This window comes from Natrialba sp. PRR66 (genome assembly GCF_034808065.1).
GTDB lineage: Archaea > Halobacteriota > Halobacteria > Halobacteriales > Natrialbaceae > Natrialba > Natrialba aegyptia.
Genome location: NZ_JAXHGN010000254.1, coordinates 1 through 239 on the forward strand (window position 1 = coordinate 1; position 239 = coordinate 239).

Here is a 239-nt window from a genome sequence, read left to right on the forward strand (position 1 = left end):
GGTTTCGGAGGAGCAGGCGGCTAAAATCGTCTCTATCGCTCTGACCGGTGATGCCGAATCCGACAGGGATCGGGAAGTCGATGTGCCCGACGCGGCGGACGATACGAACCATAGAAACGCTGTAGAGCTTCCGGACAACTTTTTCGACCGCCTCAGCCGAAAGCAGGACGCGTACGTCAGAACCCTGCTCGACGGCGACGGTTGGCTGACGAACGCGGCGGTACGCGAGCGGATGGCCG

1 pseudogene is annotated in these 239 nt (G+C 61.5%); it reads left to right on the top strand.

What is annotated here, in order from left to right:
* A pseudogene (locus SM755_RS24145) lies at nt 1–239 on the top strand (hypothetical protein); the annotation flags it as partial.